The organism is Delftia sp. Lp-1, assembly GCF_020523835.1.
In the GTDB taxonomy this organism is placed as follows: domain Bacteria; phylum Pseudomonadota; class Gammaproteobacteria; order Burkholderiales; family Burkholderiaceae_C; genus Comamonas; species Comamonas acidovorans.
In genome coordinates this window covers 3,342,096-3,367,172 of record NZ_JAJALJ010000001.1, presented here as the reverse complement: position 1 = coordinate 3,367,172, position 25,077 = coordinate 3,342,096, and the positions used below count along the sequence as shown (strand labels likewise).

Sequence of the window (25,077 nt, the reverse complement as noted above, 5' to 3'; positions counted from 1 at the left end):
GGACGTGGTGCGCGGGTGGTGCGTGCGTGGTTCAGGCCGGCGCCATGCCCTTGGTCACGGCGGCCGTGATGCCCGGGACGGCCGCGCCGCCTGTGTGTCCGGCGGCAAACTCGTCGAAGGGCTGTCCCAGCAGGGCGCGCACGATGCGCTGCGAGGCCTGGCCATCGCCATAGGGATTGATGCGGCGCGCAAACGAGGCGTGGTGCCCCTCGTCGGCCAGCAGCCGGTTGACCTCGGCCACGATGCGCGCGCGCTGCGTGCCCACCAGCAGCACGGTGCCGGCCGATACGGCCTCGGGCCGCTCGGTCACCTCGCGCATCACCAGCACGGGCTTGCCCAGGTAGGGCGCCTCTTCCTGCACGCCGCCGGAGTCGGTCAGGATGATGTGGGCGCGCTGCATGAACCAGACGAAGTCCACATAGTCCAGCGGATCGATGAGGCGGATGTTGTCCATGCCGCCCAGCGTGCGCATGACCACTTCGCGCACGGCGGGGTTGAAGTGCACGGGGTAGACGATGAGCAGGTCCGGATGGCGCTGCGCCAGCTCGGCCAGCGCAGCGCAGATGTTCTGGAAGCCTTCGCCGAAATTCTCGCGCCGGTGTCCCGTGACCAGCAGCAGAGGGCGCTGCGCATCCACCCAGGGATAGCGCTGGGCAATGGCACGGGCCAGCTCGGGCTGGGCATCGAGCCGGTCGCACAGCGTGGCCAGCGCATCGATGACGGTGTTGCCCGTCACGGCGATGCGGCCCTGCAGGTTCTCGCCCAGAAGGTTGGCGCGCGACGTGGGCGTGGGCGCAAACATCCACTGGCTGACCACATCGACCACGCGGCGGTTCATCTCTTCGGGAAAGGGCTGGGTCAGATCGCCGGTGCGCAGGCCGGCTTCCACGTGGCCCACCGGAATGCGGCGGTGAAACGCCGCCAGCGCGCAGGCCGTGGCCGTGCTGGTGTCGCCGTGCACCAGCACGTAGTCCGGTTTTTCCTGCTCCAGCACGCCATCGGCACCTGCCACCACGCGGGAGAACAGGCCGTTGAGCGTCTGGTTGGGTTGCATGACGGCGAGATCGTGCTGCGCCTGCAGGCCGAACAGATCCATCACCTGGTCCAGCATCTGCCGGTGCTGGCCGGTGACGCACACCACGCTCTCGATGCCCCGCGTCTGCGACAGGGCCGTGACCAGTGGCGCCATCTTGATGGCCTCGGGACGGGTCCCGAAAAACGAAAGAATCTTCATGCCAACCCCTTTTGCGTTTTCCTGTGCTCTTCGCTTGTGCGTTCTTGTGCTGCGCTGTACCCGGCAGGGGCAGGACCCGTCTCAGCCCGAAGACGGGCCGGGCAGGCCGCAAAGCGGTGTGGAATATACGGCGGGTTTTTGGAATTTTCGATCGATTGCTCCGATTCGATTGAAAACTATCGTCAATTGAGAGAAATTGACGGAAGTTAAGAGGACTTGAGGGAGCTTGATGACCTTGCTTTCCATTGGGGAACCTCCGTCGAATCTCAAGCGCCGCAATCCATGCGCGCCATGGGGCTGGATGCACGTTCGCGCCAGGGGTGCTGTTGCACAAAGCTGCGCGCCTGGGGGCTTTGTTGCAGCTAGTACATCACCGAAACAAGGATGTGCTTGTCAGACGCTTGCCTATTGCTGCCAGCTGCTGCCTATTGCAAGCCCTGGGGCGCGTCTGCGCAAGGCTTGGAGGGGGTGTCCGTGCTGTCGCTTTCCCTGATGTGCGGCCGGTGCGCTTGGCCGGGGCAGGGGCGGGCGCGGCGGGCGCAAACCTGGGCATGAACCTTGCCACAAGCCGGCCCGGAAACGAAAACGGGCCCCGTGTAGGGGCCCGTTTTGCTGGGTGTATGGCGGAGAGGGCGGGATTCGAACCCGCGGTGGGGATTAGCCCACACACGCTTTCCAGGCGTGCGACTTAAACCGCTCATCCACCTCTCCGAAGCCAGCGATTGTAGCAGTGATTTCGGGTGGTCACGGTAAGAAGCTGGAACCGGCAGCGATGCGGGTGTGCCCCGGTGCACCTTGCAGGTACAACCGGCAAGGCAGCCCCGGTCGTTCAGCCGCAAGCCATTTGGGATGGTGAATGGTTGCAGTATCGTGAAATCCAGCGAACTTGTGATGCGGGTTCATCCAGGGAATCCTCGGTGCGCACTATTTGCAGTGGGCAACCCATGGCGTATCCGCATTGATTCAGGTTTTCCTCATCCCTTGCATTCGATGGAGGCAGATGTTGGGCGCTGTCATGTATACAAGAAGGTATTTTCTTTGCTTTGTGAAATTGTGGTGAATTTCATGTAAGTTATTGATATTGTTGATTTTTGTGCAAATGAAATTTATCTGGCTTAAAAGGTTCCAGAATGCATCCTGGATGAATTGCAAATGTTGAATGCAATTCTCAAGCGCCGGATGCATCTTGCAACAGACGCCGCATGCCAGCTTGTAGACAATGCCTGCGGCGCCGGGCCTTGAAATGCCTGTTTCAAGCCCATTGCGGCAGATTCCTCCTGTATTGCGGCGTATCGACAGCCCAGGCCAATCATAGAAACCCGCTATCACCATGGCTCACCATTCAATGCGCTCCGATTTTTACTGTGGCGGGGCGCTGCCATGGCGGGCACTGGCCTTGAGCCTTGTGGCGGTGCTGGGCGCTGGGGCGGCGCTCGCTGCCGGGCCGCAGCGGCAGGTGCTGGAAAGCCTGCCGTCCGGCACGGCCAAGGGGGCGCCTGCCTATGAGTTGTCGCTGCCTGCCTGCACGGCGGCGCCTTGTCCCTTTGAGCTGAGGCTGGTGCGCGCCGGTGTGCAGCAGGGCCAGCCAGTGGCGCTGTCCTGGCCTGCGTCCAGGGGGCCGGCGCAATTGGCGCAGCCCGATCCGCTGTACGGCGTGGGTGATCCGCTGTCTGCGACAACAGGGCTCCAGCAGCTTGAGCGCGTGTGGACGACTGGCGAGGAAGAAGAGACCGTCACCGCTGCCGTGCGCAGCTTGCGCCTGCCCGGCGTGCAGGGCGGCTCGCGTGCACTGCTGGTCACGCAGATGGGGGGCTTTGAGCATCCCAAGCGCCGCCATGCGCTGTATGTCGCCACCGCCCAGGGCCCGCACCTGGCCTGGCAGTACGACGAGCCCCAGGGCAACTACCAAAGCTGGGTGCTGGCGCCCACGGGCCGGATTCCGGTGCTGCTGGTGCGCTATGCATCACCGCAGGACGATGCGCCCGACCAGATCGAGACCCGCAGCCTGCGCTGGAACAAGGGCCGGCAGGCGTTTGCCGAGCAGGCCTCGGCACCACCGGCCGCCGTGCAGGCCGTGGTGGCGGCGCGCTATGCCAGCGTGGCGGCAGCGCGTGCCGCGCGCGCGCAGCAGGCCGAATGCCTGGGCGCCTATTCCGTCGTGCGCACACGCCCCGCAGGCGCCGCGCCCCATCACGCCCTGGTGCAGGTGGCGGCGGACATGGCGCAGGCGCATGCCGAATCGCTGCGGCTGCGTGCCTGCTCGGCCAGCCTGCAGCCGCGCACCGTGCCATTGGTGCACCTGCTGCCGGATGCCGGCCTGAATCCCGGCAAAAAAACCGGCAACAAACCCGACCGCAAACCCGACCGCAAACCCGACCGCAAACCCGAGCCCGCCCGCTGAGCCGGTGCTGCGGGCCATATCGACAACCACAAAGAGGGGAGAAACATGCCTGACATCAATGACAGCGTAGGCGAGGGCGGCAGCAACCAGGTGCATGACGTGGCCCTGCTGCAGGCCATGCTGCGCGTGGTCAAGGACGCCAAGAACGCGCCGTATCTGGGCGTGGACTACGACGGCAGCTACGGCGCGCAGACGCGCGCCGCGCTGGAGCGTTTCCAGAACGACCACAAGCTGGCCGCCGCCAAGGCCGCGCCGGGCCAGCCGCAGGCCGGGGGTGCCAAGGAGGCGCTGGGCCTGGCGGCAGCCGGGGGTGCCACGGTGGCCAAGCTCAGCGGCATGCTGCCTGCCTCGCACCAGGGCATGCGCGCCGCGCAGAACTCCAAGACGGTGTACCTGGAGGCCAAGGCCCAGGACGTGGCCACCAGCAAGGCCGCCATTGCCAACGATGCGGAGTACGAGCCCACCTTCCGCGCCAAGCTGGCCAGCCTGGTGCAGCAGATGTATGACACGCACAAGATCGCGCTGTGGATCACGCCCACGGGGCGCCGGCGCACCTTTGCCCAGCAGGCCGCCGAGACCCAGACCAAGGCCGGCCCGGGCGAGAGCAACCACAACTTCGGCCGCGCGGCCGACATCGGCTTCAAGCGCTTCCAGTGGGTCAAGGGCGACGGCAGCATCGTCACCGATGCCGACTGGCTCAACCAGCTGGAGGCCGTCAAGTCCGCCGATGCATCGCGCTGGTGGGACGAGCGCGACAGCCTGGCGGCCAAGCAGGGCCTGCTGCCGCTGAAGTTCGAGCGCGTTCACCTGCAGGCATTCGCCCAGCAGGGGGTGAGCAACCAGCGCTCGCTGGCCAAGCTGCTCAACGCCGTGTCGCAGAACAACATGGGCTGGAAATCCGCCTACCAGGCCGACCTGCAGTCCCAGGGCAAGCATTGGGTGAATGTGGGGTCCGCCAAGTCCATCTGGGCTGGAACAGCCTCCGTGACCAAGGCCGATCTTGCCAAGGCCCGCACGGCGGCCACCGGCAAGCAGGTCAAGGAAGCGCAGATCACCCAGAACGAGGTGGACGCCATGCGCCGCATGCTCAAGGCCGATTTCGAGCAGGCCGACCTGAACTGGTCCAAGTGGGCGCCCGTGCCCTGAGCCTGGCCGGACGCCTGCCGTGCAGGCAGGCGTCACTCCCATCGCATCTTCCGGAGAGAGCATCTTGAGAATCGACCCTTCGACGGGCGAGGCCGCCCTGCGCGCGCCACTGTCCCTTTCGCTGCCCCTGCCTGTATCCCTGTCCGCGTCCCTTTCGGCGTCCCTTCCCGCCATGGACGCTGACGCAGCGCCGTGCGGGCCGCCTGCCATCCGCGCCCCGCAGGACGTTCTTTCGGGCGTGCGCGTTGCCTCGCAGCTGCTGCAGGACTTCCGCCCCATCACCGAAAGCATCGAGTGGGAGCTGGGTCACCTGCACTGGGCGCAGGCCGGCCTGCTGACCTTTGCCGAGAACGAAGTGCCCTACGTGGTCAACAACAGCGGCCGCCTCTCGGAGGATGCGGCGGCCCTGCTGTTCCACCACTGCGCGGACACCGCGCCGCAAGGCGCTATTGCCGTGCTGGAATTGGGTGCCGGCTGCGGCCTGTTTGCGCGCATGTTCCTGCAGGCCTTCCGGCACCTGTGCCAGCAGGAAGGGCGTGATTTCGACCAGCGGCTGGTCTACTACGTCACCGATGGCTCTACCCGCACGGTCGCGCAATGGCAGGAGCGCGCGCTGTTTGCCGAGTTCGGCGGCCAGGTCGTGGCCGGCTGCTGCGACGCCATGCGGCCCGAGGCCGTGCAGCTGCCGGACGGCAGCACGGTGCCCCTGCCGCCGCTGCACGCCGTGTTCTGCAACTACGTGCTGGACGTGCTGCCTGCCACCGTCGTGCGGCGGCAAGGCGACGGGCCGGTGCAGGAATTGCGCATACGCACCCGCCTCACCGATGACGCCCAGCTCGTGCGCCAGTACACCGCGCTGTCGCCGGGCGAGATCCGTGCCCTGGTGGACCATGCGGATGCGGCCCAGCGTGCGCGCCTGCTGCCCCTGGTGGGCCTGTTCGAGCAGGAGGTGGGCTTCTTCGACTGCGACCAGGCAGCGCTGTCGCCCTGGGTGGATGCCGCCTTGTCCGTCAGCGAGGCGGCACCGCGCCTGCTGGTCAACCACGGCGCCTTTGGCGCGCTGCAGACGCTGCAGCAGCGGCTGGCGCCCAAGGGGCTGGTGCTCATCAACGACTACGGCGCCTGCACGCCCGAGGCGGCGGCCCAAGCGGGCGCCTCCCAGCGCTTTGGCCGCACCAGCGCCATCGGCCTGAACTTTCCGCTGCTGGCGCAATTGTTCGGGCGCGAGGGCTGGCAGGTGCTGGCGCCTTCGGGCGATGCGCAAAGGGCCATCCATGCGCGGCTGCTGATCGGCGAGGGATGCGAGCGCACGGCGGCAGCCTTTCTCAACCGCTTCAGCGCCGATGCGCAGCAGTTCTTCGAGGCCCCGGCCCAGGAGGCCCGCACGCACCTGGAGTCGGGCCGCCAGGACGCCGCCCTGGAAAGCTACCGCCAGGCCATCACCCGCAGCCCGCGCGACTGGCGGCTGCTGGGCGAGGTGGCCGAATTCGTGGGCCTGCAGCTGCGGGACTTTGCCGCCGGCATCGAGCTGGCGCGCAGCGCGCTGGACCTCAATCCCTGGCTCAGTACCTGGCTGTGGAATGTGCTGGGCGACTGCCTGTTCTGCCAGGAGCAGTTCGCGGCCGCGCATGACGCCTACCTGCAGGCCGAAGGCATAGACCCGCGCGATGCGCGCACCCAGCTCAACCTGGCCTACACCTGGCAACAGCGCGGCGACCCGGCACGCGCGCTGGCCTGCATCGCCCAGGGCCTGGCGGGGGATGCGCATGGAGTGCACACGCAGCGCCTGATGGAAAAGCAGCAGCAGATCCTGGCGCAGATCGCTGCCCTGCGCGCGTCGGAGCAGCAGCGGCTGGCCCAGCGCGCGGCACGGCTGCAGGGCGGGGCATAAGCCTGCCGGCAGCCTGCAGAAGTTCAGCGGTTGCGGCCCTCCAGCCGCACGGCCAATGCCGCCGCCGATGCCGCGCAGGCCAGGGCCACCACGCCGCTCCAGCCCCACTGCGCCAGGGCCAGTGCGCCCAGCGCCGAGCCCGAGGCCATGCCGATGAACACGCCCGTGAACAGCAGCGCATTGAGCCGGCTGCGTGCAGCGGGGTCCAGTCCATACACCAGGGTCTGGTGCGCCACCAGCGTCGCCTGGATGCCGAAGTCGAAACCGATGGCGCTGGCCACCAGCAGCGGCAGCTGTGCGCCGGCTGGCAGCCAGGGCGACAGTGCCAGCACGGCAAACGACGCCAGGGCCAGGCCCGCACCCAGGCAGGTCACGCGCTGCGGGCCGCTGCGGTCGGCCAGCCGGCCTGCCAGCGGCGCGGCCAGCGCACCGGCGGCGCCCGCCAGGCCCAGGGCGCCGGCTGCGGCGCTGCCCATGTGGAACTGCTGGTGCAGCATCACGGCCAGTGTGGACCAGAAGGCACTGAAGGCCACCGACAGCAGGCCCTGGGCCAGGGCCGCACGGCGCAGCGCGGGCTGGCCGCGCCACAGCTGCACCATGGAGCCCAGCAGCGCGCCATAGCCCAGTTGCGTGGTGGGCCTGAAACTGGGCAGCCCGCGCCACAGGGCCACCCCCAGCAGTGCCATGGCAGCTGCGGCCAGCAGGTAGACGCTGCGCCAGCCGCCATGCTCGGCCAGCAGCCCGCTGACCACGCGCGACAGCAAAATGCCCAGCAGCAGCCCCGTCATCACCGTGCCCACCACCTTGCCACGCTGGTGCTCGGGCGCCAGCGTGGCGGCGGCCGGCACCACATCCTGCGCCAGGGTGGCGGCCAGGCCCACGGCCAGGCTGGCGGCCAGCAGCGGCGCCAGGCCCGGGGCCAGCCCGCTGGCCAGCAGGGCCAGCATCAGCGCGGCGGTCTTGGCCAGGATGATGCGCCGGCGGTCCATGCGGTCGCCCAGCGGGGCCAGCAGCAAAATGCCCAGCGCATAGCCCAGCTGGGTCAGCGTGGGCACAAAGCCCACGGCGCGCTCGCCCGCGCCCAGGTCGGGGCCGAGTACGCCCAGCATGGGCTGGCTGTAGTAGAGCGAGGCCACGCCCACGCCCGCCGTGGTCGCCATCAGGAGCACCAGCGACCGGGGCACGCCGGACGCCTTTTCGCTGGTGGCCGCTTGGTTATGCGTAGATTGAATGCAAGACATGTTGATCCGCCGATACGGCGTGTTTGAGAAACGATGGCCGTAGTGTGGTGCGATGCAGCAACCCACGGTAGTGGCTGCATCCGCAGAATCGATATACGCTTGGCGTATGACCATCGCCGACCTCTCCCTGCCTTCGGGCGCAGACCGCATCGAACTGCTGCAGACCTTTGTGCGCATCGTCGAAAGCGGCAGCCTCTCGGCCGCCGCGCAGCAGATGTCCACCACCCAGCCCACGGTCAGCCGGCGTCTGCAGACGCTGGAGCGCGCGCTGGGCCTGCGCCTGCTGCGGCGCTCCACCCACGCCATGGCGCTGACCGACGACGGAGAGCGCTGCCTGGCCCATGCGCGCGAACTGCTCGATACATGGCGGGCGCTGGAGTCCGACCTGCGCGGCGCCCAGGACACGCCGCGCGGCCTGCTGCGCGTGGTCGCGCCCCACGCCTTTGGCCAGGACCAGCTCATGGCGCCGCTGCTGCAGTTCCTGGGCCGCCATCCGGCCGTCAAGGTCGAGTGGCTGCTGCATGACCGCCAGCCGGACTTCATTGCCGAGGGCATCGACTGCGCCGTGCAGGTGGGCGCCGTGGTCGATCCATCGGTGATCGCGCTGCGCGTGGCCGAGGTGCCGCGCATTGCCGTGGCCGCGCCTGCCTTGCTGGGGCTGGGCAGCGTGCCCCAGCACCCGCGCGAGTTGCAGGGGCTGCCCTGGATTGCGCTGCGCACTTTCTACCAGCGCGAGCTGGAACTGCACCGCGTGGGCGATGAGCGGGTGTGCAAATCCTGGCGTCTGCAGTTCGAGCCCAGGCTCAGCACCGACAGCCTTTATGCGCTGCGCAACGCCGCCCTGGGCGGGCTGGGTGCGGCCCTGGCCTCGGCCTGGATCGTGCGCGACGATCTGGAGGCGGGCCGCCTGGTGCACCTGGCCCCGGACTGGCAGGCCGCGCCGCTGCCCGTGCACCTGGTGTATCCGCCGGCGCGCCACCAGCCGGCGCGGCTGCGTGCCTTCATCGCGGCCATGCGGGAGGTCATGCCGGGACTCACGGGAATGCGCGCGCCGCTGCCCTGAGCCCTTCGCCCGCCGCTGTTGCGGCGGCGCGTCACCGCCCGGTTTGCCAACGGTAAGCATGGCAACTGCATAGGATAATAAGAATCATTTGCGATCTTCTTCGCGATTGGCTTTTCCTCCATGCCGTCCCCCTCCACGCTACAACCGCCCGCCGAGCCCCTGCTGGCCCAGCTGGTGCAGCACTATGACGAACTGGTCGGTTTCCTGCGCCACCGCTTCGGCGATGAATGCCAGCCCCGCGAAATCGTCAACGAGCTGTGCCTGCGGTTGATGGAGCGGCCCGTTCCCCAGGGCATTGCCAACCCGCTGGCCTTTCTGCGGCATCTGGCGCGCGACCTGGCCATAGACCGCCACCGGGCCCAGGCGCGCCGGCCCGAAACGCCCTTCGATGGCGCTGAGCTGGAAGAGCGCCTTGCCCCCGCCGCAGCCATGCCGCTGTCCCCGCCCGAGCTGGCCGTGGCCGCCGCCCAGCGCCAGCGCGCGCTGCTGGTGGCGATAGAGCAGCTGCCCCAGGCCAGCCGCGAGGCCTTCATCCTCACCAAGCTCTACGGCATGCCGCAGGAAGAGGCCGCGCAGCGCATGGGCATCTCGCGCGGCATGGTGGCCCGCCATCTGGCGCGTGCACTGCGCGATGTGCAGCCCGTGCTCACGGCCGACCATGCCGCCTGAGATCACGCGCAGCACAGGCGGCACGCGCAGCGCGCGCCAGGGTGCTTCTGCGCAGTCTTCGGGGCGCAGCGCCCATCTGCCCGTCGATGACGCCCTGGCCCCCTTTGCCGACATGCTGCGTCGGCACCTGCCCACGCCCGAGGAAATCGAGCAGGCCGCCGCCCAGCGCCAGAAACTGCGCCAGCGCAGGGCGCTGCGCGCAGGCACGGCTGCGGCCCTGGCGGCGCTGCTCTGGGCCGACCCCGCGCTGCAGCGCCAGACCCTGGCGACGGCCGTGGGCCAGCGCCAGAGCTGGCAACTGGCCGATGGCAGCGAAGTGCGGCTGAACACCGGCTCGCGCGTGCAAGTGGCGCAGCACCTGCGCTCGCGCCGCCTGGTGCTGGACCAGGGGGAGGCGTCCTTCGAGGTATCCCATGCCTTCTGGCACGGCTGGGTGCCCTGGCTGCAGCGGCCCTTCACCGTGCAGGCCGGCGGCGTGGTGGTGCAGGACATCGGCACCGTGTTCGGCGTGCACCGCCATGAGGATGGTGCCGACATCACCGTGCTGCAGGGCAGGGTGCGCGTTCATTCCATGGACGGTGGCGGCGCACCCGTGGAGCTGTCCACCGGCCAGCAACTGCGCACGCGCGCCGGCCGGCCGCTGCCGCAGCTCGTGCCGGCAGAGGCGGGCGACGGCGCCGCTGTCCTGGCCGCCCTGGCCTGGCGGGAGGGCCGCCTGGTGCTGGACGGCACGCCGCTGTCCGAGGCCGTGGCGCAGATGCAGCGCTACCGCAGCGCCCCCATCGTGCTGGCCGACCGGCATGCGGCGCAGCTGCGCATCTCGGGGCAGTTCGACCTGGACCGCATCGACCAGCTGCTGGACTTGCTGCCTCGCCTTGCCCCCGTGCAGGTGCGGCATGAGGACGGCGGCCGCGTGCTGATCTCCACGCGCCACAGGTAGGCGCAGGTAGGTCGCCCGGCAGTTGTCCCTGCAGCCGCTGGCCTGATCCAGAAATTTTCCGCGGCCATGTGTACAAACCTGCGCGCTGCAGCGGCTTACAGGCAGACCGGCATCGCGCCCGGGGCCGAACAGGCCCTGGAGGGGCCTGCCGCCACCGCCGTACCCCGTATTCCGTATCCAACGCCTCAGGAGAGATGTCGCCATGAACCCTTCCCCTACCGTCACCGGCCTGCCGCGCCTTCGCATCGCGGCCCTGGCCGCCGCACTGTGCATTGCCGGCCTGGCCCATGCCCAGCCCCTGGCCGTGGACCTGCCTGCCCAGCCGCTGGCCCAGTCGCTGAACGCGCTGGCGCGCCAAAGCGGCGCCCAGATCATCTTCCTCACCGATGTGGCCCAGGGCCTGCAGGCGCCCGCGCTGCGCGGCACGCTGGAAGTGCGCGAGGCCCTGCAGCGCCTGCTGGCCGGCAGCGGCCTGCAGGTGCGTGCGCAGGATGAGCGCACCTTCACCGTCGAGCGCAGCGGCGGCCCGGCTGCCAGCTCCGGCGCGGCGGGCGCCGTCATGGCAGAAGTGCGCGTGTTGGCCTCGCGCGCGGAGGACACGGCCTACTACGCCCCCTCGGCCGCCAGCGGCACCAAGACCGAGGCGCCGCTGCGCGACGTGCCCCAGACCATCAATGTGATCCCCCAGCAGGTCATGCGCGACCAGGCCGCCACCTCGCTGCAGGACACGCTGCGCAACGTGGCCGGCATCGGCCTGTCGCACGGCGACGGCCAGCGCGACCAGGTCAGCATCCGCGGCTTCACCAGCATCGGCGACCAGTTCGTGGATGGCTTCCGCGACGACGCGCTGTATTTTCGTGACCTCTCCAACATCGAGCGCGTGGAAGTCGTCAAGGGCCCGGCCGCCGTGCTCTATGGCCGGGGCTCCTCGGGCGGCCTGGTCAACCGCGTGACCAAGAAGCCGGGCGTCAATGTCTCCGACGTGGCCGTCAGCGTGGGAAGCTGGGCCGACAAGCGTGCCGAGTTCGACGTGGGCCGCGCGCCAGAGGGCAGCGACTGGTCCTGGCGCGTCACCGGCGCCGCCGAAGACGCCAACAGCTACCGCAGCCAGCAGTTCCTCAAGCGCGAGACCATCGCCCCCTCCGTCATGTGGAAGCCGGACGGCAATACCTCGCTGACGCTGCAGGCCGAGCTGCTGCGCGACAAGCGCGTCACCGACTTCGGCATTCCCGCCTATCGCGGCCGCCCCGTGGATGTGGCGCCCGGCACCTACTACGGCTCGGCCAATGCGCGTGATGCGGACACCTCCGAATCCACCGTGGGCTCCTTCACCGCCACCTTCAACCACCGCTTCTCGGACACGCTGCGCGTGCGCAACGCGCTGCGCTACTACCACTACGAGCTGGACCGCCAGAACACCTTGCCGGCCGGCACCACCAACGAGGCGGCCGGCACCGTGGCGCTGACCCGCTCGGGCGTGGACCGCAACGAGCACGGCATCTTCAACCAGACCGAGCTGATCCAGAACTTGCGCACCGGCAGCGTGCAGCATGAAGTGCTCTACGGCCTGGAGCTGGGCCAGCAGAACAAGGATGCGCTGTCCTACAGCGGCGGCACCCTGGCCAACGTGAACCTCTGGAACCCCGTGCTGCCCGTGGCCCCGCTCAACGGCGGCGGCACCCTGAGCGGCAGCACGCTCAACCGCTACCTCACGCGGGCCCTGTACCTGCAGGACCAGGTCACGCTGTCGCCGCAGTGGAAGCTGCTGGTGGGCCTGCGCTATGACCGCTTCGGCCAGGAAACCGACAACCGCCTGGCCGGCCAGAGCGACTTCAGCCGCACGGACTCCACCTGGAGCCCGCGCGCCGGCCTGGTGTGGCAGCCCGATGCCGTGCAGTCCTATTACCTGTCGGTCAGCCGCTCCTACCAGCCTTCGGCCGAGATGTTTGCGCTGTCGGCCACCAATGCCGCCATCAAGCCGGAAAGCACCACCAACTATGAAGTGGGCGGCAAATGGGACCTGATGGACGGCAAGGCCATGGCGACGGCATCGCTGTTCCAGCTGGAACGCACCGACATCAAGACCACCAACCCGGCCCAGCCCACCCAGCTGATCCCCATCGGCACGCAGCGCACGCGCGGCCTGGAGCTGTCGCTGTCCGGCGAACTGCGCCCCGGCACCCAGGCTACCTTCAGCTACGCCTACCTGGATGCCGTGGTCACCGAATCCACCACCGTGGACGCTGGCCAGCCCGTGCAGGGCAAGCGCGCCACCATCACGCCCAGGAACTCCCTGTCTGTCTGGCTCACCCAGCGCCTGGGCGATGCCTGGACCGTGGGCGGCGGCCTCAACTACGTGGGCGACCGCTTTGCCAACCCCGGCAACACCGTCACGCTGCCCGCCTACACGGTGGTGGATGCCATGGCCCAGTACCGCATCGGCCGTGCCACCACGGTGCAACTGAACCTGCGCAACCTGTTCGACCGCCGCTACATCGTCTCGGCCCACGGCACCAGCCCCAACCTGAACCTGCCCGGTGCGCCGCGCAATGTGATGGTGACGCTGCGGCACAGCTTCTGAGGCCGCGCCGGCAGCGCCGGCCTCTCCAAAAGACAAAGGCCCACGCAAGTGGGCCTTTGTCCATCCGGGCCGTGCCGTTTACTCGGTCGCCTTCTTCAGCGATTCCTTGGCGTTGTCTGCCGACTGCTTGGAGCGCTTCTTGTGGTAGTCCGACTTGACGTTGTTCACGGCCTTGCCGACCGGCCCGCTGTCCTTGGCCTTGGCGTCGGCCTGCTTTTCCTTCACCTTGTGGTCTGCGGCGTCGGCGGCCTCGGAGGCGGCCTTGCCCACCTGGGCGTGGGCGGTCGACAGGCCTGCGGCGAAGGCAAGGGAAATGGCGGTGGCAAGCAGCAGTTTTTTCATGGAATAGGTGTCCTGTGATGAGGTGGCTGCATGGTGCGCCAGTGCGCTGGTGCTGCCTTGTAGGAGCAGGGCTGTGCTGTGCGCGGGCACTGCGGCCCAAGCGCAGAAGGGCTTCCGACGGTAGCTTGCTTCGGTGTCCGACATGGGGCTGCCGGCCAAGCTTCTAGCCTTGGACCACCCCCCGCCACACCCAGAAGGACACACCATGATCACAGCCGAACCCACCATGACCAACCTCTTCGATCAGCTGGGACTGGACTCCAGCCCGGAGGGCATCCGTCAGTTCATTCTTTCGCACCGCCTGGAGAAAAACACGCTGCTGGTGGACGCGCCGTTCTGGACCGACGCGCAACGCGCCCTGTTCTCGCAGCAGTGGCATGCCGATGCAACATGGGCGCTGGTGGTGGACCAGCTCAGCGAGGCCTTGCATTCCGAGCCCGACCTGGACGCCGTGCCTGCCCCAGCGGCTTCCGAGCATGAGCAGGAAGCGCGTCCCTGATCCTGTGATGCAACCGCTTGCGATGAATCCGTGCTGCTTACAATTTTCGCGGCGCATTCAACCCATTTGCCTACGGAGTCGCTCACATGCTGACCTCGAATGGTCTGGCGTCGGCCTCTCCAGGCTCCGACGCTCTCTTGCCCCTTGACCCGGGCCACGCCGTTCTGGATGCGTTTCCCGACGCCGTCTTTGTCGTTGGACTCGACGGCCGTCTGGCCCACTGCAACCGCCAGGCCCGCAGCCTGCTGGACCACTCCGGAGATGCGCTGGAGGGCAGCGTTTTCGAAGAGCGTTTCGTGGCCCAGGCTGCGCGTTCAGGCTGGGCAAGCCGCCAATGGGAGCCTGCCCAGGCCGCACAGCCCCGTCAGGCCAGCTGCTGGCCGCTGCTGACCTGTTCAGGGCGCGAGCGGCCCGTGGCTTCGAGCACATCGCGCATACGGCTGCTGGACGGCAGCCCGGCGTTGCTGCTGTGCGTGCGCGAGGCCGATGCGCACTCGCCTGCAGCGCCGCCGGCCGCGCCCCCGCCCCTGTCCAGCCCGCTTTCCAGCGCCGAGCGCAGCTTTGCCTTGCTGGTGCAAAGCGTGACCGACTATGCGATCTACATGCTCGACCCCGAAGGCCGCATCGTGAGCTGGAACCTGGGCGCCAAGCGCATCAAGGGCTATGAGGAGGAGGAGGTCCTCAACACCCATTTCTCGCGCTTTTACACGCCGGAAGACCAGCAGGCGGGGCTGCCGCAGGCGGGGCTGCGCACGGCGGTCAGCACGGGCCGCATGGAGGCCGAAGGCCTGCGCGTGCGCAAGGATGGCTCGCGCTTTTGGGCCTCGGTGGTCATCGATGCCATCTACGATGACGGCCGGCTGATCGGCTTTGCCAAGGTCACCCGCGATGTGACCGAGCGCAAGGCCGCCGAATCCCAGCTGCGCCAGGCCTTGAAGATGGAGGCCATCGGCCGCTTCACGGGCGGCGTGGCCCATGACTTCAACAACCTGCTGATGGCCGTGCTCAGTAGCCTGGAGCTGCTGCGCAAGCGCATGCCGCCCGACGAGCGGCTGCGCGCGCTGGTGGAGACCGCCACGCGAGGCGCCCAGCGTGGCGCCTCGCTGACCCAGCGCATGATGGCCTTTGCGCGGCAGCAGGAATTGAAGACGCAGGCGGTGGACGTGGCGGTGCTGCTGTCGGGCCTGCAAGGCCTGCTGCAGCAGGCGGCTGGCCCGCATATCTTTCTCAAGATGGCCCTGGCTGCCAACCTGCCGCGCATTCTCACCGACCCCAGCCAGTTCGAGAGCAGCATGCTCAACCTCGTTGCCAACTCGCGCGACGCCATGCCGGGCGGCGGCGTCATCAAGATCTCGGCGGCCGTGGAAACGACGCTGCCGCGCCAGCTTGCAGGCCTTGCCGCAGGCTCGTATGTCTGCGTGCGCGTGGAGGACACCGGCGAGGGCATGGACGAGCAGACGCTGTCCCGCGTGGTCGAGCCCTTCTTCACCACCAAGGGCGTGGGCAAGGGCACCGGCCTGGGCCTGGCCATGGTGGACGGGCTGGTGGCCCAATCCGGTGGCAAGCTCGTGCTGCACAGCACACCGGGCAACGGCACCACGGTGGAGATGTGGATGCCCATCTCCAAGGACGAGAGCACGGCCTGCCACCTGGGCGCCCAGCGCACGCAGGACGTGGGACCCATGGACGTGCTGCTGGTGGACGACGACCCGCTGGTGCTGGCCAACGCCTCGGCCCTGCTGGAGGACCTGGGCCACCGTGTCACGGCCCTCAGCGCCGGGCAGGAGGCCATCGACCTGCTGGCGCGCCAGGCACGCTTTGACGTGGTCATCTCCGACTACGCCATGCCGGGCATGAACGGTGTCGAGCTGGCCGAACATATTGCGCAGCGGTATCCGGGCTTGAATTTCATCCTGGCCAGCGGCTTTGCAGACATCCCGGCGCTGCCGCCTGGAATGACGCGGCTGGCCAAGCCGTATTCGCAGGAGGATCTGAGCCAGTTGCTGCATCAGTTGGTGAGGGCGTGAGCACCCATGGAGATGGCCTGCGAAGCGTTTTCGCAAGCCATCACATCAAGATGGCAGGGTGGAAACAATGGCGCGATTGGCCTGCAGGTGGGCTTCAATCGACGCCAATTGCGCGTCGTAATCACTGATGACTTGCTGCGCGGAGGTACTCCGCGGCATCCTTGTTTTTAGAAAAACAAGAACGGGTATGACGATCAAGGAAAGCATCCACGCCAACGTGAGCGCAGTGTTGATGGCAGTCATCTTGATCTGGTTTATCGCCGTAGGACCCGCAAGAAGCAGGACGAGGAAGCTGATGCCGGTCAGCTTCAACCTTCGGCCGCGTGCGTGTGCACGCTTCTTTTGATGGGCTTCCAACGCTTGTGCACGCAGCGCAAGAATCTGCTGCTTTTCTTGCGTCAGCCTTGGAATGGCCAGTTCTGCCGCTGTGCGATCCGTGCCCCGTTGGATGGCGTGAAGGGAGTGTTCCACCTTTTTCAGTGAAATGATTCCGCCTTGACGTTCAAGAATTTGGGCGCTTCCGCAATGCGCGCAGATGAAGCGTTCCGTATCACTTCCAATCTCCAGTGGAGCGGAGCAATTGGCACAAGACAAGCTGTATATCGGCAAGCCACTCTCCCGTTTTTCTGGGGCAATCCAAAGCCAAAGCTGCCCATACATGCCAAGTCACCCGGCCGTATTCATTGCTTCGCCCATGGGCAGCGAGCCGGGCAGTGTAGCGCTGAATGCGGCGGGTTGGACGAGGCTGCATGCGCAGCCAGACCTATTCCAGTTGTGGCGGCCGTGGGGGAGGGCTCAGACACCTGCCTTCTCGAACAGCCGGCGCAATACCTGCATGGGCAGGAACCTGACCTTTCGCCGTTTCAGTTCCCGCCGGAACAGGCGCTCGCGTTCAATGAAGTTGATCTTGGGTTTCATCTTTTTTTGGGGCTGCAATGGACGAAACGCGCCAATCTACTGGTGAACGCCGCAGCTCCTGTAACACCGTGTCAGCGATGCTTCGGGATTGCCGGTTGCCGGTTGCCGGTTGCCCGTTGCCGCTTGGCCCTATGGCCCGCGCCATTGGGCATGCCGCACGCCAAGCTGCAGCTGCTGGATGCGGCGGTGGATGGTGGAGCGGCTGACGCCGAGCTGGCGCGCCGCCTCGGAGACGTTGCCCTGGCATTGGGCAAGCAGTTGCTCCAGTGCCTGTGCGGCGGGCTCGCTGGTGTTGCTGGCCAGGGCGGCGGTGCAGGGCGGGGTGCAGTGCAGCGCGTCGGGCAGGTGGTCGGGCTCGATGCTGCCGTCGCCATCGTTCCCGCACAGGGCTGCGGCGTAGCGCAGCGCGTTGTGCAGCTCGCGCAGGTTGCCGGGCCAGGCGTGCGCGGTGAGCAGCGCGCGGGCCGCGTCGCCCAGGTGCAGATGGCTGCCCAGCGTGGCCAGCATCTGGTCGGCAATCGCCTGCAGGTCGCTGCGCTGGCGCAGCGCGGGCAGTTGCAGCTCGGCGGCATTGAGGCGGTAAAGCAGGTCTTCGCGGAAGCTGCCGCGCCGCACCAATTCGGCCAGCGGCCGGTGTGAGGCCGAGATGACGCGAACGGACACCGCCCGTGGCGCGCGGGCGCCCAGCGGGGTGATTTCGGATTCGGACAGGACACGCAGCAGCTTGGCTTGCAGGGCCAGTGGCATATCGCCGATCTCGTCGAGGAACAGCGTGCCTTCGTGCGCCGCGGCGATCAGGCCCTCGCGGCCTTTGCTGGCGCCACCGGTCCAGGTGCCGGGCAGGTAGCCGAACAGCTCGCTTTCCAGCAGCGCCTCGGGAATGGCCGCGCAGTTGATGGCGACGAAGGCGCCGCTGCGGCCGCTGCTGGCATGCAGCGCGCGGGCCAGGTATTCCTTGCCTGCGCCGGTCTCCCCCTGCACCAGGATGGGCAGCGTTTGCGGCGCGAGCCGTGCGGCCTTGCGCAGCAGCGTCTGCAGCTTGGCATCGCCCGTGTCCAGCGCCTGCAGCGCTGCCGGCAGCGGGGGCTGCGCCGGCGTTGCCTGCGCGCGCAGGCGGCGTGTCGGGCGCTGTGGCTCCATGGCATGGGCGAAGAGGATGCTGCCGTCGCGGGCGCGGATGATGCGCTCCTGCGCCGGGCGATGGCGGCGCAGCTCGGGCAGGTGGCGCAGGTCCACGTCGAAGAAGCGCTCCAGCGGCTGGCCGATGAGCTTGTGGCGCTGGCGCCAGTCCAGCTGCGCGGCGGCCACCAGCAGGCGGGCGCCCGCGTGGGTCATGGCGCGGATGCGGCCCCGTGCGTCCACGCTGATGGAGGCGTCGGGATCGACGTCGAGGAAATCGGGCGACTGCGCCAGGCGCACCACCCAGTCCTGGCCGGACTGGGCCATCAGGTTGGCCTGCTCCACGCGCCGCGCGGCGGCCACGACGAGGTTGAGCGCCAGGTTCTGGCTGGCCCGCTCGGCGGGCGAGCGCAGCAGCGACAGGTCCAGCACCGCAGCGAGTTCGCCGTGCATGTCGTAGATGGGCGCGGCCGTGCAGGACAGGCCGGTGTGGGTGAAGTCGAAATGGTCGCTCTGGTGCACGGTCAGCGCCTCGCCCGTTTCCAGGCAGGCGCCCACGGCCGAGGTGCCCGAGTGGTCCTCGCGCCATTGCGCGCCCAGGTACAGGCCTGCGCGGCGCAGGTCGCCAGCGTCGGCCTCATGCCCGAGGAAGTCCACGGCCACGCCGTGCCGGTCTGCCAGCAGCAGCACGTAGTCCAGGCCCTTGAGCTGCTGGTACAGCCGCTCCAGCGCATGGCGGGCGATGTGGATCAGCGGCTCGGACTCCTCGCGGTGCGCGCGCAGCTGGCCGTCGGTCACGATGTGGGCTTCGCTGGTATGCGCCGGGTCAAGCCGGTGGGAGTCGATGCACCGGCGCCAGCTGCGCAGCACGGCGCGGTCGCGCTCTTGGCCGCGGTTGGAGTAGCCGAGGCCAAAGGCTTCGATTTCCTGGATGTGCGAGGCGTAGGACTGCAGGGGCATGGCGTGGAGTCGATGCGGGCTTTGAACGTGCCGCAGACGATTCTGTGCCCCGCACCTGGCTACGCCAATGGAGATTTACCCACTGCTCCTGCTGCGCTGCAGCACGCCTGGTGCGACAGGTGTCGCAGGGCTGCCCCACCTGTCGCGGGCGGCAACTCCGGGCAGCGGGGTGCAATGCGCAGGGTTTGTACCGGAGGCGCGCAGGCAACCCCTTGATTTGCCTGGCGCATCCTGCCGCCGGGCCTGCCTGGCATGGTGATTGCGTAAGAGCGCCTGCCCGAAGAAAAACCAGCGGGCATGACCGCATCAAGGAGACAACCATGACCGATACGACGCCCAACGCCCGCGCCAAGGCGCTGCTTGACCAACTCAACCATGCCCTGGGAGACCGCGACTTCGCGGCCGCCAGCCGCCTGTTCGCCGATGAATGCTATTGGCGCGACCTGGTGCTGCTGACCTGGAACATCAAGACCATGGAAGGGCGCAGCCAGATCGCCGACATGCTGGCTGCGCAGCTGGACGCCGCGGCGCCCGTGCGCTTTTCGCTGGACGAGCGCGAGGCGGTGGAGGAGGCCGATGGTGTGGTGTCCGCCTGGATCGTGATCGATACGCGCCATACGCGCGGCGGCGGCCATGTCCGCATCAGGGACGGGCTCATCTGGACGCTGCTGACGGCCGCCCAGGAGCTCAAGGGCCATGAGGAACCCATGGGCACGCGCCGCCCGATGGGGGCCGAGCACGGCATCCGGCGTGGCCGCCAGACCTGGCTGGAACGCCGCCAGCAGGAGGCCCAGGAGCTGGGCCGTGACAAGCAGCCTTTCGTGCTCGTCATTGGCGGCGGCCAGGGCGGCATTGCGCTGGGAGCGCGGCTGCGCCAGCTGGAGGTATCGCACATCGTCATCGACCGCCAGGCGCGCCCCGGCGACCAGTGGCGCAACCGCTATAAATCGCTGTGCCTGCACGACCCGGTCTGGTACGACCACCTGCCGTACATGCCGTTCCCGGACAACTGGCCCGTGTTCGCGCCCAAGGACAAGATCGGCGACTGGCTGGAGATGTACACCAAGGTGATGGAGGTCAACTACTGGCCGTCCACCGATTGCCTGAACGCCCGCTTCGACGAGGACAGGCAGGAATGGGAAGTCACCGTGGAGCGCAACGGCGAGACGCAGGTGCTGCGCCCCAGGCATGTGGTGTTCGCCACCGGCATGTCGGGCAAGGCGAATGTGCCCAAGATCAAGGGCCAGGACGTCTTCAAGGGCGAGCAGCAGCACTCGTCCCAGCACCATGGACCGGACGCCTACGCCGGCAAGAAGGTGGTGGTGATCGGCGCCAACAATTCAGCGCACGACATCTGCGCGGCCCTGTGGGAGCACGGCGCCGATGTGACCATGGTGCAGCGCTCGTCCACGCACATCGTGCGCTCCGATTCGCTGATGGACATCGGCCTGGGCGACCTGTATTCGGAGCGCGCCGTGGCCAGCGGCGTGACGACCAGGAAGGCGGACCTGATCTTCGCCTCGCTGCCCTACCGCATCATGGCCGACTTCCAGGTGCCGGTGTACGACCGCATCCGCGAGCGCGACGCGGACTTCTACCGCCAGCTGGAGGCGACCGGCTTCATGCTGGACTTCGGGGATGACGACTCGGGCCTTTTCATGAAGTACCTGCGCCGCGCCTCGGGCTACTACATCGACGTGGGGGCCTGCGATCTGGTGATCGACGGCAGCATCAAGCTGCAGGCGGGCAAGCAGATCAGCCACCTGTCGGAAAACGCGGTGGTACTGGCCGATGGCACCGAGCTGCCGGCGGACCTGGTGGTCTACGCGACCGGCTATGGTTCCATGAACGGCTGGGTGGCCGACCTGATCAGCCAGGAGGTGGCAGACAAGGTGGGCAAGGTCTGGGGCCTGGGCTCGGACACCACCAAGGACCCGGGACCGTGGGAGGGTGAGCAGCGCAACATGTGGAAGCCCACGCAGCAAGAGGCGCTGTGGTTCCACGGCGGCAACCTGCACCAGTCGCGCCACTACTCGCTGTACCTGGCGCTGCAGCTCAAGGCGCGGCAGGAAGGCCTGCCAGTGCGTGTCTATGACCTGCAGCAAGTTCATCACCTGCGGTAAGGCCGAATAATCGCCATGGGGCGGCTGTGCCGCCCGCCAACCCAGCCTTGCAAAACAGAAAGTTCAATCATGAAAGCAGCACGTTTCTACGACCGGGGCGACATCCGCATCGAAGACATCCCCGAACCCGTGGTGGAGCCCGGCACCGTGGGCATCGAGGTGGCCTGGTGCGGCATCTGCGGCACGGATTTGCATGAGTTCATGGAAGGGCCGATCTTCATTCCGCCCTGCGGCCATCCGCACCCCATCTCGGGCGAGTCCGCACCCATCACCATGGGGCACGAGTTCTCCGGAGTGGTGTACGCCGTGGGCGCGGGCGTCGACGATATCAAGGTCGGTCAGCACGTCGTGGTGGAGCCCTACATCGTGGCCGACGACGTGCCCACGGGGCCGGGCGACCACTACCACCTGTCCAAGGACATGAATTTCATCGGCCTGGGCGGGCGCGGCGGCGGGCTGTCCGAGCGGATTGCGGTCAAGCGCCGCTGGGTGCACCCGATCTCCAATGCCATTCCACTGGACCAGGCCGCGCTGATCGAGCCGCTGTCCGTGGGCCACCATGCCTATACCCGCAGCGGAGCGAAGGCGGGTGATGTGGCGCTGGTCGGCGGCGCAGGCCCCATCGGCCTGCTGCTGTCCGCCATCCTGAAGGCCAAGGGCCTGACGGTGGTCATCACCGAACTGAGCGCCAAGCGCAAGCAGAAGGCGCGTGAATCGGGCGTGGCCGATCACATCCTGGACCCCTCCGAAGTGGACGTGGTGGCCGAGGTGATGAAGCTCACCGGTGGCAAGGGCGTGGATGTGTCGTTCGAGTGCTCCAGCGTGAACAAGGTGCTGGACACGCTGGTGGCCGTGACGAAGGCCACGGGCGTGGTGGTGATCGTGTCCATCTGGAGCCATCCGGCCACCATCAACGTGCACAGCGTGGTCATGAAGGAGCTGGACGTGCGCGGCACCATTGCCTACTGCAACGACCACCAGGAAACCATCAAGCTGGTCGAGGAGGGCAAGATCAACCTCGAGCCCTTCATCACCCAGCGCATCCAGCTCGATGACCTGGTGGCGCAGGGCTTTGACACGCTGATTCACAACAACGAATCGGCGGTGAAGATCATCGTGCAGCCACGGCTCAGGTAGGCCGGGCGGCAGGCCTGAATCGAACCCGCTGCGATCAGGAGCGGGTTCGCCCGATTCCTGTCGTGCGGTCACACGCTGCACAAAGAAAAAAGCCCTTGATTGAATCAATCAAGGGCTTAGATCATTTTGGCGGAGAGGGCGGGATTCGAACCCGCGGTGGGGATTAACCCACACACGCTTTCCAGGCGTGCGACTTAAACCGCTCATCCACCTCTCCGAAGACCGCGATTCTAGCATCGATTTTTGGGGGCTGCGGCGAAGTTGCCTGCCTGCGTGATCGGCATGCCTTGGACGGCTGGCACTTGCGGCATGGCCCGCACCTGCGCCTGCAGCCACTTGCACAGGGTGTCGAGCCGAGCAGGCGCGGCGGTGCTGCGGCGCAGTGCCAGGTAGCGGTAGCCGGAGGCCGTGAAGCCGAAGGGTGCCAGCAGGCGGCCGGCCTGCACGTCGTCCATCACCAGGTGCCAGGGAGCAACGGCTGCACCCAGGCCGCGCAGCGCCGCTTCCAGCGTGAAGTAGTAGTGCTCGTAGACGGGGCCTGCCGCTGCGGGTGGGGCCATGTCCATGGAGGCGGCCCACATGTCCCAGGCATCGCGCCGGCCGCGCGTGTGCAGCAAGGGGAGGCTGGCCAGGTCCTGGGGCCGCGTGACAGGCCCGGCCATTGCGGGGGACATCACGGGGCCCAGGTATTCGTCGAAAAGCGGCAGGGCCATCTCGTCGTCTGCAATGGGCTGGCTGCTGTTGCCGCTGCTGTCGCGGTCGGTGGGGATGGCCGTGATGAGCAGGTCGCAGCCTTCGCGTGCAGCGTCGGTGCCGGCGTCCGTGGTGCGCAGGCGCACCTCGATGCCGGGATGGTGCGCGTGGAAGTCGAACAGCCGGGGGATCAGCCATTTGACGGTGAAGGTGCTGAAGCAGGCCACGTCCAGCGGGCCTTCGTGGGCGTCGCCCAGGCTGCGCACCGCCTCCTGGATCTGCTGGAAGGCCTGGGTGAGCGCGGGCTGCAGGGTGCGCGCCGCTGCGGTGAGCGTGGGGCGGGCCTTGGTGCCCGCGAACAGCGCCAGGCCCAGGTGCTGCTCCAGCTGCCGTACCTGGCGGCTGACGGCGCCAGGCGAGACGCACAGCTCGTCTGCCGCCGCCGTCATGCGGCCCAGGCGTGCGGCGGCTTCAAAGGCTCGCAGTGCGGCCAGTGGGGGCAGGCGGCGGGTCATGGGTCGGGTCATGAGTCGTGTCACGGGGCGGGTGGAGGCTATGTGAGTTCCAGGTACATAGAACCGGCCGAATCATCGCTTTTCAGGCAATGGGCCGGTGGATAGATTTGCCGCTTCGGCCGGCAATTCCTGCGTGGATTCTGGCCGGACTCTCCCTCTCCATTCGATCCCAAAGCACATAGCACCATGCCCTTCGTCCACACCTATCTGCCCCAGTCCACCTCCACTTCCCAGCGCGATGCCGTCGTGCAGGGCATCCACCAGGCGCTGGTGCAAGGCATTGGCATGCCCGAGGACGAGCTGTTCAACATGGTGCACCCGTACGCTCCCGGGCAGTTCGCGTTCAGCCGCAGTTTCAACGGGGTGGTGCGTTCGGATGCGGTGGTGGTGGTCGAGATCACCATGCGGCGCGGACGCAGCGATGCGATGAAGAAGGCCTTGTATGCGGCCATTGCGCGCAACCTGCACGAGGGGGCCGGGGTTGCGCCGGCCGATGTGTTCATCTTCATGCATGAGAACGACTACTCGGACTGGTCCGTGGGCCATGGGCGCTTCGCCATGGCACTGGTGCAGCAGACCGGCGCGCAATGAAAAACGGGCCGCGATGGCCCGTTCTTCGTGGGGTTCCGGCGGATCTCAGCTGGTGCGCTGCCCGGTCTGGATCATCTTCATGGCCGAGGTGATCAGGCTCGATACCTCGGTCATGTTGCTGGGAACGATCAAGGTGGTGGTGGCGTCCGATGCCACCTGGCTGTAGGCCTCGACGGCCTTTTCGGCCACCTTGAGCTGCACGGCCTGTTCGCCGCCGGGCTGGCGGATGGCGGTGGCCACGCGTTCGATGGCCTGGGCCGTGGCGTCAGCCACGGCCTTGATGGATTCGGCCTCGCCCTGGGCCTTGTTGATGACGGCCTGCTTCTCGCCTTCGGAGCGTGCGATGAAGGCTTCGCGCTCGCCGGTGGCGATGTTGATCTGTTCCTGGCGGCGGCCTTCGGAGGCAGCGATCAGGGCGCGCTTTTCGCGTTCGGCCGTGATCTGGGCCTGCATGGAGCGCAGGATTTCGGCGGGCGGCGTCAGGTCCTTGATTTCATAGCGCAGCACCTTCACGCCCCAGTTGAGCGCGGCCTCGTCGATGGCCGAGACGATCTGGGCGTTGATCATGTCGCGCTCCTCGAAGGTCTTGTCCAGTTCGAGCTTGCCGATCACGCTGCGCAGCGAGGTCTGGGCCAGCTGGGTGACGGCCATGATGTAGTTGGACGAGCCGTAGCTGGCGCGCATGGGATCGGTGACCTGGAAGTAGAGGATGCCGTCCACCTGCAGCTGGGTGTTGTCGCGCGTGATGCAGACCTGGCTGGGCACATCCAGCGGGATTTCCTTGAGGCTGTGCTTGTAGGCCACGCGGTCCACGAAGGGCACGAGGAAGTTCAGGCCCGGCGTGAGCGTGCCGGCGTACTTGCCAAGGCGTTCCTTGACCCAGGCGTGCTGCTGGGGCACGACCTTGACGGAGCGTGCGATGAAGATGGCCGCGATGACGGCGATGACGATGGCGATTTCCATGGTGTCTCCAAGCCCGGAGGGCAT

Annotated in this window: 20 protein-coding genes and 2 tRNA genes; 12 read left to right on the top strand and 10 right to left on the bottom strand. The window is 67.5% G+C overall.

The features are described 5' to 3' along the window. Window positions 1-31: 31 nt before the first annotated feature. Together wecB and LGR64_RS15135 are read right to left on the bottom strand one after the other, a co-directional pair. The gene (gene wecB, locus LGR64_RS15140) at window positions 32-1,234 is read right to left on the bottom strand and encodes a non-hydrolyzing UDP-N-acetylglucosamine 2-epimerase (protein ID WP_230355979.1); all 1,203 of its coding nucleotides are present in this window, start codon (window positions 1,232-1,234) and stop codon (window positions 32-34) included. A 621-nt stretch (window positions 1,235-1,855) separates the two neighbouring features. Next, window positions 1,856-1,945, bottom strand: a tRNA-Ser gene (locus LGR64_RS15135). A 634-nt stretch (window positions 1,946-2,579) separates the two neighbouring features. Here LGR64_RS15135 and LGR64_RS15130 point away from each other — a divergent pair. The 3 genes from LGR64_RS15130 (at window position 2,580) to LGR64_RS15120 (ending at window position 6,672) form a co-directional block, all read left to right on the top strand. After that, complete coding sequence (locus tag LGR64_RS15130; protein WP_141833664.1) at window positions 2,580-3,635, top strand: hypothetical protein; 1,056 nt, start codon at window positions 2,580-2,582, stop codon at window positions 3,633-3,635. A gap of 45 nt (window positions 3,636-3,680) precedes the next feature. Next, window positions 3,681-4,781, top strand: coding sequence for a peptidoglycan-binding protein (locus LGR64_RS15125; protein WP_141833661.1), 1,101 nt, complete (start codon window positions 3,681-3,683; stop codon window positions 4,779-4,781). Between the two features lie 64 nt (window positions 4,782-4,845). Next, entirely contained in the window at window positions 4,846-6,672 is a 1,827-nt protein-coding gene (locus LGR64_RS15120) for a tetratricopeptide repeat protein (protein ID WP_230355977.1), read from the top strand. 23 nt (window positions 6,673-6,695) lie between these two features. Here LGR64_RS15120 and LGR64_RS15115 read toward each other — a convergent pair whose 3' ends face one another. After that, the gene (locus tag LGR64_RS15115) at window positions 6,696-7,913 is read right to left on the bottom strand and encodes an MFS transporter (protein WP_230355975.1); all 1,218 of its coding nucleotides are present in this window, start codon (window positions 7,911-7,913) and stop codon (window positions 6,696-6,698) included. A 106-nt stretch (window positions 7,914-8,019) separates the two neighbouring features. Here LGR64_RS15115 and LGR64_RS15110 point away from each other — a divergent pair, with 106 nt between their 5' ends. The 4 genes from LGR64_RS15110 (at window position 8,020) to LGR64_RS15095 (ending at window position 13,166) form a co-directional block, all read left to right on the top strand. Beyond that, on the top strand, window positions 8,020-8,976 hold the full coding sequence (locus tag LGR64_RS15110) for a LysR family transcriptional regulator (RefSeq protein WP_230355973.1): 957 nt from the start codon (window positions 8,020-8,022) through the stop codon (window positions 8,974-8,976). Window positions 8,977-9,096: 120 nt separating this feature from the next. Then, window positions 9,097-9,645, top strand: coding sequence for an RNA polymerase sigma factor (locus tag LGR64_RS15105; protein ID WP_013803066.1), 549 nt, complete (start codon window positions 9,097-9,099; stop codon window positions 9,643-9,645). After that, window positions 9,635-10,585: a FecR family protein gene (locus LGR64_RS15100; protein ID WP_230355971.1), complete on the top strand. Its 951-nt coding sequence runs from the start codon at window positions 9,635-9,637 to the stop codon at window positions 10,583-10,585. The genes LGR64_RS15105 and LGR64_RS15100 overlap by 11 nt, the downstream gene beginning before the upstream one ends. 202 nt (window positions 10,586-10,787) lie before the next feature. Further along, window positions 10,788-13,166 (top strand): TonB-dependent siderophore receptor, encoded by a 2,379-nt coding sequence (locus LGR64_RS15095; RefSeq protein WP_099734070.1) that lies wholly within the window; start codon window positions 10,788-10,790, stop codon window positions 13,164-13,166. A 78-nt stretch (window positions 13,167-13,244) separates the two neighbouring features. On the opposite strand, the gene LGR64_RS15090 is transcribed toward LGR64_RS15095, so the two are convergent. Beyond that, entirely contained in the window at window positions 13,245-13,508 is a 264-nt protein-coding gene (locus tag LGR64_RS15090) for a hypothetical protein (protein WP_034398349.1), read from the bottom strand. Window positions 13,509-13,713: 205 nt separating this feature from the next. On the opposite strand from LGR64_RS15090, the gene LGR64_RS15085 reads away from it, so the two are divergent. Both LGR64_RS15085 and LGR64_RS15080 read left to right on the top strand, forming a co-directional pair. Then, window positions 13,714-14,007: a DUF2789 domain-containing protein gene (locus LGR64_RS15085; RefSeq protein WP_012204803.1), complete on the top strand. Its 294-nt coding sequence runs from the start codon at window positions 13,714-13,716 to the stop codon at window positions 14,005-14,007. An 86-nt stretch (window positions 14,008-14,093) separates the two neighbouring features. Then, on the top strand, window positions 14,094-16,034 hold the full coding sequence (locus tag LGR64_RS15080; RefSeq protein ID WP_230355969.1) for a hybrid sensor histidine kinase/response regulator: 1,941 nt from the start codon (window positions 14,094-14,096) through the stop codon (window positions 16,032-16,034). A 45-nt stretch (window positions 16,035-16,079) separates the two neighbouring features. Here the strand turns inward: LGR64_RS15080 and LGR64_RS15075 are convergent, their stop codons facing one another. From LGR64_RS15075 to LGR64_RS15070, 3 genes are all read right to left on the bottom strand, one after another. Further along, window positions 16,080-16,694, bottom strand: a complete 615-nt coding sequence (locus tag LGR64_RS15075) for a hypothetical protein (RefSeq protein ID WP_198819491.1) — start codon at window positions 16,692-16,694, stop codon at window positions 16,080-16,082. Between the two features lie 135 nt (window positions 16,695-16,829). Then, window positions 16,830-16,952, bottom strand: coding sequence for a hypothetical protein (locus LGR64_RS28560; RefSeq protein ID WP_013803059.1), 123 nt, complete (start codon window positions 16,950-16,952; stop codon window positions 16,830-16,832). Window positions 16,953-17,081: 129 nt separating this feature from the next. Beyond that, window positions 17,082-19,031 (bottom strand): sigma-54-dependent Fis family transcriptional regulator, encoded by a 1,950-nt coding sequence (locus LGR64_RS15070; RefSeq protein WP_230355967.1) that lies wholly within the window; start codon window positions 19,029-19,031, stop codon window positions 17,082-17,084. 320 nt (window positions 19,032-19,351) lie between these two features. On the opposite strand from LGR64_RS15070, the gene LGR64_RS15065 reads away from it, so the two are divergent. Both LGR64_RS15065 and LGR64_RS15060 read left to right on the top strand, forming a co-directional pair. Beyond that, window positions 19,352-21,154 (top strand): NAD(P)/FAD-dependent oxidoreductase, encoded by a 1,803-nt coding sequence (locus LGR64_RS15065; protein ID WP_230355965.1) that lies wholly within the window; start codon window positions 19,352-19,354, stop codon window positions 21,152-21,154. Window positions 21,155-21,223: 69 nt separating this feature from the next. Next, a complete protein-coding gene (locus LGR64_RS15060; RefSeq protein WP_013803056.1) occupies window positions 21,224-22,291 on the top strand; it encodes a 2,3-butanediol dehydrogenase in 1,068 nt (355 codons plus the stop codon). A gap of 127 nt (window positions 22,292-22,418) precedes the next feature. Here the strand turns inward: LGR64_RS15060 and LGR64_RS15055 are convergent. Together LGR64_RS15055 and LGR64_RS15050 are read right to left on the bottom strand one after the other, a co-directional pair. After that, window positions 22,419-22,508 (bottom strand) — tRNA-Ser (locus LGR64_RS15055). A 13-nt stretch (window positions 22,509-22,521) separates the two neighbouring features. Further along, complete coding sequence (locus tag LGR64_RS15050) at window positions 22,522-23,499, bottom strand: LysR substrate-binding domain-containing protein (RefSeq protein ID WP_230355962.1); 978 nt, start codon at window positions 23,497-23,499, stop codon at window positions 22,522-22,524. A gap of 186 nt (window positions 23,500-23,685) precedes the next feature. Here LGR64_RS15050 and LGR64_RS15045 point away from each other — a divergent pair, with 186 nt between their 5' ends. Next, window positions 23,686-24,090 (top strand): tautomerase family protein, encoded by a 405-nt coding sequence (locus LGR64_RS15045; RefSeq protein WP_230355960.1) that lies wholly within the window; start codon window positions 23,686-23,688, stop codon window positions 24,088-24,090. Between the two features lie 45 nt (window positions 24,091-24,135). Here the strand turns inward: LGR64_RS15045 and LGR64_RS15040 are convergent, their stop codons facing one another. Further along, a complete protein-coding gene (locus LGR64_RS15040) occupies window positions 24,136-25,053 on the bottom strand; it encodes an SPFH domain-containing protein (protein WP_013803054.1) in 918 nt (305 codons plus the stop codon). Between the last annotated feature and the right edge of the window lie 24 nt (window positions 25,054-25,077).

Excerpts from the sequence above, each read along its gene's own strand:
- wecB (WP_230355979.1), bottom strand. The coding sequence starts at position 1,234 with ATGAAGATTCTTTCGTTTTTCGGGACCCGTCCCGAGGCCATCAAGATG.
- LGR64_RS15130 (WP_141833664.1), top strand. The coding sequence starts at position 2,580 with ATGCGCTCCGATTTTTACTGTGGCGGGGCGCTGCCATGGCGGGCACTG.
- LGR64_RS15125 (WP_141833661.1), top strand. The coding sequence starts at position 3,681 with ATGCCTGACATCAATGACAGCGTAGGCGAGGGCGGCAGCAACCAGGTG.
- LGR64_RS15115 (WP_230355975.1), bottom strand. The coding sequence starts at position 7,913 with ATGTCTTGCATTCAATCTACGCATAACCAAGCGGCCACCAGCGAAAAG.
- LGR64_RS15110 (WP_230355973.1), top strand. The coding sequence starts at position 8,020 with ATGACCATCGCCGACCTCTCCCTGCCTTCGGGCGCAGACCGCATCGAA.
- LGR64_RS15105 (WP_013803066.1), top strand. The coding sequence starts at position 9,097 with ATGCCGTCCCCCTCCACGCTACAACCGCCCGCCGAGCCCCTGCTGGCC.
- LGR64_RS15100 (WP_230355971.1), top strand. The coding sequence starts at position 9,635 with ATGCCGCCTGAGATCACGCGCAGCACAGGCGGCACGCGCAGCGCGCGC.
- LGR64_RS15095 (WP_099734070.1), top strand. The coding sequence starts at position 10,788 with ATGAACCCTTCCCCTACCGTCACCGGCCTGCCGCGCCTTCGCATCGCG.
- LGR64_RS15090 (WP_034398349.1), bottom strand. The coding sequence starts at position 13,508 with ATGAAAAAACTGCTGCTTGCCACCGCCATTTCCCTTGCCTTCGCCGCA.
- LGR64_RS15085 (WP_012204803.1), top strand. The coding sequence starts at position 13,714 with ATGATCACAGCCGAACCCACCATGACCAACCTCTTCGATCAGCTGGGA.
- LGR64_RS15080 (WP_230355969.1), top strand. The coding sequence starts at position 14,094 with ATGCTGACCTCGAATGGTCTGGCGTCGGCCTCTCCAGGCTCCGACGCT.
- LGR64_RS15075 (WP_198819491.1), bottom strand. The coding sequence starts at position 16,694 with ATGTATGGGCAGCTTTGGCTTTGGATTGCCCCAGAAAAACGGGAGAGT.
- LGR64_RS28560 (WP_013803059.1), bottom strand. The coding sequence starts at position 16,952 with ATGAAACCCAAGATCAACTTCATTGAACGCGAGCGCCTGTTCCGGCGG.
- LGR64_RS15070 (WP_230355967.1), bottom strand. The coding sequence starts at position 19,031 with ATGCCCCTGCAGTCCTACGCCTCGCACATCCAGGAAATCGAAGCCTTT.
- LGR64_RS15065 (WP_230355965.1), top strand. The coding sequence starts at position 19,352 with ATGACCGATACGACGCCCAACGCCCGCGCCAAGGCGCTGCTTGACCAA.
- LGR64_RS15060 (WP_013803056.1), top strand. The coding sequence starts at position 21,224 with ATGAAAGCAGCACGTTTCTACGACCGGGGCGACATCCGCATCGAAGAC.
- LGR64_RS15050 (WP_230355962.1), bottom strand. The coding sequence starts at position 23,499 with ATGACCCGCCGCCTGCCCCCACTGGCCGCACTGCGAGCCTTTGAAGCC.
- LGR64_RS15045 (WP_230355960.1), top strand. The coding sequence starts at position 23,686 with ATGCCCTTCGTCCACACCTATCTGCCCCAGTCCACCTCCACTTCCCAG.
- LGR64_RS15040 (WP_013803054.1), bottom strand. The coding sequence starts at position 25,053 with ATGGAAATCGCCATCGTCATCGCCGTCATCGCGGCCATCTTCATCGCA.